Consider the following 7,091-nt stretch of genomic DNA (forward strand, 5'->3'; position numbering starts at 1 on the left):
CCTACCATCATGGGTGTTAAATAGGACCCACATCATGCCATCATCCGATGGAAATTACAATGGAGAAGGTAAACGGGAGAAATGAGCCGTATCAGCTATTTTTAGATTCTATAAAAAACAAGGAGGGATATTTAAAAAACAACTAGAATTCAAGTCTCGCAAACAAATTATCTCAAAAAGTACCTATATTTCAGGCTCAAAATTGCCTTATCTTGGAAAAAATTATGATTTGAAGATAATGTTAAGCGATTATCAAAATTCAATTCTGTTTACAAATAATGAGTTTCAAGTAACTGTAACTAGGAAAAAACCTTCGAAAAAAGCCATTGAAGAGATATACCAAAACTGGCTTTTAGAGTCAGCAAGAAAACTATTTCAAAATAAAACAAAAAAACTTGCAAAAAAATTAAGCATATCTCAACCAAAAATTATTATAAAAAATTTGAAAAATAAATGGGGCAGTATAACTGCAAATAACATTGTTACTTTAAATCAAAATTTAGCAAAAGCCCCATCAGATGTAATTGATTATGTAATATTGCATGAATTATGCCATGTCAAAATAAAAGAACATGACCATCATTTTTGGAATTATGTTAAAAAATTCATGCCCAATTATCATGATAAAGTTAGATGGTTAGAACTTCACAGTAAACAAATAGTATGAATCAATTTGGATAAATCAATAGAAGTTAATTAAATAATGTTATACCGTTGGTGATATTTTATTGTCTCTTTTAACAATATGCGATATATCGGTATTATAATGTGAAATTCCAAAAATTAACCTTGAAGATTAATTTAATTTTCATAGTTTTAATTTTTGAATTTAATTAAACGGTGTTCATTTAGTTTTTCACAATAACCTTGTCTTTAATTCAAAACTATCCAAATTCAATTCCCTTGCTGTTACTTTGTAGCCATTGCAGGAGGGCTCTCAGGTTTGACGAATGCAGAATCCTACATGATCATTGGTATCACAGGAAATGTCTATGGCACATCGCCTATCTGGTCAGACTTGAGAGGTTTTTTCTTTGATTTGCAATATCATCGGGTGCAATGCAGAGGGATACGTCAAGTTGATGTACTATTACTTTGAGTCTGATTCAAAAAAGCCGTTTTGCAAGGAAATCATGAGGGTATGCGAGAATCATGCCAGAAAGATAACCTCAGAGAAGACACATATTCGCATCCAGGCACTAGCCTAGCAGTTTTTGTGTGAATTTTTTCCTGTTTCTTTCAATTATCAGATAATACTGTACAATTTCTTGTATTTTTTCTTCAGGAGTTAGACCAGATTCGTTTGAAATCTTGTTAAAATCAAGATAATCCTTGTCTTTGAATTTAATTGTGATTTCTCTCATGGTATGATTAAATTCTGTAAAATAAAATCAGATCATTTCGTGATTTGTTAAGTCATAGTCAGCTGGAAATTAAAAGTCCAGTGTCTTTTGTTTTTTTGATTCCCAAATCAGTTCACTCATTCCGAGATTCATTCGTAATGAGTTTACAGTGGCAGGACCAAATCCCTCAAAGTGATTATTTGCCAAGACCAGTGCAGAGTTTACATTGCGCAGATTTTTTATTTTGTCACTCCATTTTTGTATCAAATCTTTTCTGTTAATGATGATTTTTCCAAAGTCCTTGTCTGGAATAGAACGATCACCAATCAGTCTTACATAGACATAGTCAGAAGTAATAGGTGCCGGATTGTTTACTCCAGCAATCTCATTCCATACAAGGCAGTGATTATTTGCTTTGAGATAATCTGTTGCCTCATCGGTAAACCATGACTCGTGTCTTCCCTCTATTGGATACTTGAAATCCTCAGGAAGTACAGAAAACAGTTCTAGCAGTCTTGGCTTTGCTTCGGCAAATGTCAGTGAAGGTGGAAGCTGCAACACAAGTGCCAGTATCTTTTCATGTAGTGGTATTAGAGATGCTAGAAATTTAAAGACATGATCCTGGACGTTTTTTAATTTATGATCATGTGTAATAATTGACGGAAACTTTGCAGTGAATCTAAACGAATCAGGAGTGTCTGCATTCCATTTTTTTGTAATGCTTTGATCAGGAATTTTATAATACGTGGAATTTATTTCAGTGATTTCAAATATTGAGGAATAGTACTTGAGCCAGTCAGTTTTTTCCAGTCTTTTGGGGTAAAACGTGCCTGACCAGCCATCATAACTCCAACCAGTACAGCCAATTTTTATCTCCATAAAATGAGATGTATTGTAATCTCTTTATGTTTTCATAAATCCTTAAGTTATTATGAAATTTAGAAAATTATGGCATGTCGTAGTCATAATTACGTCTATACTCAAGGCTATTTTGTCTGCACAAAATGTAAAGCAAGACATTATGGGAAATCTCGTAAATCTAGAAATATTAAAAAAATAACTACTGGAATTACAATATCTGCAATAATCGGCATAGTTGGTGTTCTATTTGTAACTGGCACAATTGAATTTGATCAAAAGATCATAGATGATTCTATCAAAAACATACCTCAAAATATTGAAGATGCAAGCAAAACTGCTCAAGACATTGCTACTGAAACCCGTACTACAATAACTCAAAAAGTTAATGAACAGATAGAGAATGTGCCTCCAGATCCAGTTGCTACAACTGTTGAAACAATAAAAAATATTCCAAAGAAAATCCAAGAAACCCCATTAAGCAACAAGCCTCTGATTGACAAACTTAGTTTAGAAAAACAAGTACATCAATTAACCAATCAATACAGAACACAAAATGGATTGGCTGAATTGGATTGGGATGAAAAATTAGCAGTCATTGCAAGAAATCACAGTATAGACATGGCAGCAAGAAATTACTTTGATCATGAAAATCCACAAGGACAAGATCCTACAGACAGAGCAAACTCTCAAAGATATAGTTGTCATAAAACAATTGGAAATTTAATTTATGACGGAATAGCCGAAAATATTTTTCAAAACAATCTCTATGATACTGTATGGCGTACCAATGGAGTCATTTCATCATATGAATGGAATTCACAAGATGAACTAGCACAAACTACTGTATCTGGTTGGATGGATTCTCCAGGACACAGACAAAATATTCTAACCAAAACATATGACAGGGAAGGAATAGGAATAGCCATATCATCCGATGATAAGGTGTACATTACTCAGGACTTTTGTTAATTATGGAAAGACCATTTCTAATTGAAGTTCGTTTAATGGGAGAAACAAAACATATTGCAAGAAAACTAGTCTATGATATCTATCACAAGTTTCATGTCAGAGGGTCTGTTTTACACAGACCAGTACCACACGTCTCTCTTTTTGGTCCATTTGGTTGTAAATCATTACGAGAAGTAATTCACTGCATCGGTGAAGTAGGCTCAAAATACTCTGAATTGAGATATTCTTTGGATGGGTTTGATTACTTTGAGTCAAAGAAGAAATTTCTATTTATCACTACATCTAGTAGAAAAAATGTAATATTTTTAAAAATTAAACCAAGTGAGGAACTAAAAGAATTTCGCTATGAACTAGCAAAGAAACTACTCAAAATCACAGATACTGTAGACTTTGATCATGATTCGAAGGATAAATTTGAATTTCATACTACTCTGGCAATGAAAGACATTGATAGAAAATTCGAAAACATTTGGGAGTATTTGAAAAATTATGAAATTAAATCCACAGGAGTTTGTTATAGAATCACTTTGTTGAAGACTGGAAAAATAATGTATGAGTATGAGTTAGCTACAAAAAGACTGCTTAATAGAAGCCAGGCAATCAAACGGAGGGTTAGGAGATGAGCATTATAGAACTAGTTAATGAATTCATTCAAAAAATCATCCAGAAAGAAGTTGAGATCTATAATGAAGCAAGTATACAATACGAGCTTGCAATATTCTTAAGAAATAAACTTCCCAAACACAAGATTCAGCTTGAAAGGAATGTTAGCTATTTTGGCCTTACAAAAAACAAATTTATCAAAAAAGAAATAGACATAGTGATTTTTAATCAGGATAAAACAGAAAAATCCGCAATAGAAATAAAATTTCCAACAAATGGGCAGTATCCTGAGCAAATGTTTAGTTTTTGTAAAGATATAAAATTCCTAGAAGAGTTAAAAAATAATGGTTTTTCCAATAATGTCTTTCTATGTTTTGCAAATGATAGTAACTTTTGGAGTGGCAGTGTAGGAAAAAATCCAATCTACACATATTTTAGAAAATCAAAGATCATCACAGGAATCATTCAGAAACCAACTGGCAGTAAGGATGAACAATTCAACATTATAGGATCATACGTAGCTAAATGGCAGAATATCAATAATCTGATTCAGTATTTCACAATACAAATTTAATTTAAAATTCTAGTATCACGCCTAACTGCGCCCAAAATAATCTTGAAAATTCTGCAGGAGAGAGCAGACAGACTTTCACAAGGATGATCATTTACAGGTCAGAGTCTGACCCGATCCTTTAAGATTATCTTACTAAGAAACTTTTTTTATCGTTTAACACTATGTTTATTTCTCTTATGTTCATATGTTATCTGAGCTTTGAAAAAAATTGTCATTTTACTTTTAATTTTTCAAATGATGTTTCTGCCTATATACGCACAAGAAACACCTTCAGAAGAATCCGAGCTTGTTCCTAGTCCATCACCACCTACAATCCCTTATCCCACACCTCCTACAATTCCTACTCCAGGTGATTCAACTTCCCCATTCCCTATCCCAATTCCATCACCTGCCCCCACACCTGTTCCTACACCTACACCTGTTCCAAACCCCCCACCAACACCTTCTATTGACTGGGTTTGGGTTGGAATTGGAGTTGCAGTAGCTATCGGAATTGCAATTGGGGTAGAATGGGTTTCAAGACAAAATGGAATCGATCTTACAAAGTGTCCTACAACATGGCTTCCTGAGGGAACAAATACTGTAACATTTACTGCACGAACTTACAAATGCGTTAAAGGAATGGGATGGGTTTATCCCGGAAAACCAAAAAAATTACATTCTACCTTGAAACATCCAGTGAAAAAGGAATTTGTCTCAATAAAGGAAAATCTTTGAATCCTGATCTCTGGTTTGTAGAATCTGCTGATTTCAAATTCTCAAAGGATAAAACCAAAGATAATGCTTGTGAAAAAACTATTCTTGGAGTAAATAATCCGCCACATAAACACTATCTAAAGGCCACGACAACAAAAAAAGTAACAGAAGCAAAAATTACAGTTAGATGTGAAGATTTTGGAGCATTTGGATCTCTGGAAGCTAAGGCATGGTTTACCAAACAGATTCCTCCAAGACAACCAAATCAACCTGTTAGTTGCGGCGGAAGAAGTTGCTGTCGAGGTTCCAACAAAGTCACAATTCCTTTGGATGAAAACAAAAACAAAATTGCGGATTCTGCTCCGCAAGATGCCGGTGGTGCATCAGGTAAAAAGGATAACGACAATACTCCTGCAGGTAATGGAACTAACGGTGATGGATTAAGCAACTATGAAGAATATCGTGGTTTCTTCATAGAAGGCGGAACAGTACCAGAGCAACACATTCGTACCGATATTACAACTAAAGACATTTTCATTTATGATCAACACAATTTGGGTATTGGTTACTATGCGCAAACTAATCTTAATGTGCATATTCTACGTGATCCTGCACTGTTTAACGGAACAGGAAGTAGAATAATTAATTTCAACCGTGGATTTGCATCTGGCGGGATACAGCATGGATTATGGCTTAAACGAGGTACACTAAACGGTCCTAGAGGAAGAGCAATTGGCGGGCCTGGACTTCCGGGGTGTATCCAAAGTGTTGTCATAGACACCCGAGCAATTGCACTAGAAGGAATTGCAAATATGCAAAACAGAGTTATTGCTCATGAGCTTGGTCATGCAATAAACATTCGTCATCATGGACAAGGAGGCACTCATAATAGCTGTGGTCCAAATACAGAAAGAAACGGACTTCAGACAAGCGGTGATGTTACATGTGTTTTGAGATATACCAGTTATGCCAGAGGATGGTGTCATGCACTGCCACATCACAGACATAATACTGAAAACCCCGCTTTGGTTGGAACTACATTTTGCAGTTCTTCAAATGCTACTGGTGCAAACAATTCTGGAGCAGGTCATCAAAACAATGCCGGAAGGGGAAATTGTAGAGGACAAATACGGGTGAAGGACTGGTGATCCAATATATGATAGAAGAATGGAGTGATTTCACGATTTGAGCTATAATGAAAATATTGTATTGCAATTAGACGATGATGACTCTTTTGAACAAGGAGTCTTGTATAATGATCAGCCTCTAATCTTGTATCTTTCTTTGACAATAAACAATGCAAAAAATTTGAATGATGCAGGTAACCTAGTAATAGGAACTAGTGACAATCCTTGGTATAAGCAAATCAAATTTTACTTGAACGGAAAACCATCTAACGTTAATTTCAATATTCTTTCATTTACCCCTAAACAATCCGTATTTGATATGCATGTTGATTATTCCTTTTTGATAGAATTTGGAGTAGACCCAGAGTTAGTTGGAAATATTGAAAATGGCAATCAGACTCTTGAAGCACATATTCCCTCTTTGAATAATTCAAATGAGCTATTGAAATCAAACAAAATAACAATTTTAAAAAAGAATGAATCTCTTCCACAATCTCTCAAAAAAGAACCAAACATGCTCAGAATTGCAGAATATTTTTTAGACAGAAATAATGTGGAAAAAGCTCAACTCATTCTCAACCAATTATTTAATTCAAATCCGACATCTGTTAATGTTTTATTTAATTTAGGCAGATTAGAAGAAATTAAAGAAGACAAAAACAAGGCACAAGAATACTATCTGTCTGCTTTAAGTGAATTTAATAAACAATTTCCAGACGATGAAGAAGGTCCTGAAATAATAATTACTAAGATTTTGAACATGGGCGGAGAACTACCTGATTCTCTAGATGATGAGGAATCTGTGTAATTCTGAAAATTTAACCATCATTTTATGCAAAACCCACACAGATAACAGGAAAATAATAGTTAAAGGCTAAAGAAACTGCGTCCATTTTATTGCCCATGATGGGGGGTGAG

Annotated in this window: 9 protein-coding genes; 7 read left to right on the top strand and 2 right to left on the bottom strand. The window is 34.4% G+C overall.

All coding sequences use genetic code 11. From position 1 onward, the window contains the following. The first annotated feature begins 169 nt into the window (after positions 1 to 169). Positions 170 to 667 carry a M48 family metallopeptidase gene (locus BG20_RS03275; protein WP_238527471.1) on the top strand — a complete coding sequence of 166 codons (498 nt, stop codon included), beginning with the start codon at positions 170 to 172 and terminating at the stop codon, positions 665 to 667. Between the two features lie 532 nt (positions 668 to 1,199). Here the strand turns inward: BG20_RS03275 and BG20_RS12640 are convergent. Continuing rightward, positions 1,200 to 1,364, bottom strand: a complete 165-nt coding sequence (locus tag BG20_RS12640; protein ID WP_193353015.1) for a hypothetical protein — start codon at positions 1,362 to 1,364, stop codon at positions 1,200 to 1,202. Positions 1,365 to 1,433: 69 nt separating this feature from the next. Then, complete coding sequence (locus BG20_RS03280; RefSeq protein ID WP_010190879.1) at positions 1,434 to 2,222, bottom strand: DUF72 domain-containing protein; 789 nt, start codon at positions 2,220 to 2,222, stop codon at positions 1,434 to 1,436. 69 nt (positions 2,223 to 2,291) lie between these two features. Here BG20_RS03280 and BG20_RS11610 point away from each other — a divergent pair, with 69 nt between their 5' ends. From BG20_RS11610 to BG20_RS03310, 6 genes are all read left to right on the top strand, one after another. Next, positions 2,292 to 3,173, top strand: a complete 882-nt coding sequence (locus tag BG20_RS11610) for a CAP domain-containing protein (protein WP_010190881.1) — start codon at positions 2,292 to 2,294, stop codon at positions 3,171 to 3,173. Positions 3,174 to 3,175: 2 nt separating this feature from the next. After that, entirely contained in the window at positions 3,176 to 3,796 is a 621-nt protein-coding gene (locus BG20_RS03290; protein ID WP_048097026.1) for a 2'-5' RNA ligase family protein, read from the top strand. After that, entirely contained in the window at positions 3,793 to 4,350 is a 558-nt protein-coding gene (locus BG20_RS03295; RefSeq protein WP_010190884.1) for a hypothetical protein, read from the top strand. The genes BG20_RS03290 and BG20_RS03295 overlap by 4 nt, the downstream gene beginning before the upstream one ends. Positions 4,351 to 4,584: 234 nt before the next feature. Beyond that, positions 4,585 to 5,067: a hypothetical protein gene (locus tag BG20_RS03300; protein WP_133936205.1), complete on the top strand. Its 483-nt coding sequence runs from the start codon at positions 4,585 to 4,587 to the stop codon at positions 5,065 to 5,067. Beyond that, positions 5,064 to 6,194 (top strand): hypothetical protein, encoded by a 1,131-nt coding sequence (locus BG20_RS03305; protein ID WP_010190886.1) that lies wholly within the window; start codon positions 5,064 to 5,066, stop codon positions 6,192 to 6,194. The genes BG20_RS03300 and BG20_RS03305 overlap by 4 nt, the downstream gene beginning before the upstream one ends. 37 nt (positions 6,195 to 6,231) lie before the next feature. Further along, on the top strand, positions 6,232 to 6,981 hold the full coding sequence (locus BG20_RS03310) for a tetratricopeptide repeat protein (protein WP_133936207.1): 750 nt from the start codon (positions 6,232 to 6,234) through the stop codon (positions 6,979 to 6,981). Positions 6,982 to 7,091: the final 110 nt, after the last annotated feature.

It is taken from the genome of Candidatus Nitrosarchaeum limnium BG20, from assembly GCF_000241145.1.
GTDB classification, from domain to species: Archaea; Thermoproteota; Nitrososphaeria; order Nitrososphaerales; family Nitrosopumilaceae; genus Nitrosarchaeum; species Nitrosarchaeum limnae.

Bases quoted from the DNA above. Each gene is read 5' to 3' on its own strand.
- BG20_RS03295 (WP_010190884.1), top strand. From the start codon at position 3,793: ATGAGCATTATAGAACTAGTTAATGAATTCATTCAAAAAATCATCCAG.
- BG20_RS03290 (WP_048097026.1), top strand. From the start codon at position 3,176: ATGGAAAGACCATTTCTAATTGAAGTTCGTTTAATGGGAGAAACAAAA.
- BG20_RS11610 (WP_010190881.1), top strand. From the start codon at position 2,292: ATGGCATGTCGTAGTCATAATTACGTCTATACTCAAGGCTATTTTGTC.
- BG20_RS03300 (WP_133936205.1), top strand. From the start codon at position 4,585: ATGATGTTTCTGCCTATATACGCACAAGAAACACCTTCAGAAGAATCC.
- BG20_RS03280 (WP_010190879.1), bottom strand. From the start codon at position 2,222: ATGGAGATAAAAATTGGCTGTACTGGTTGGAGTTATGATGGCTGGTCA.
- BG20_RS12640 (WP_193353015.1), bottom strand. From the start codon at position 1,364: ATGAGAGAAATCACAATTAAATTCAAAGACAAGGATTATCTTGATTTT.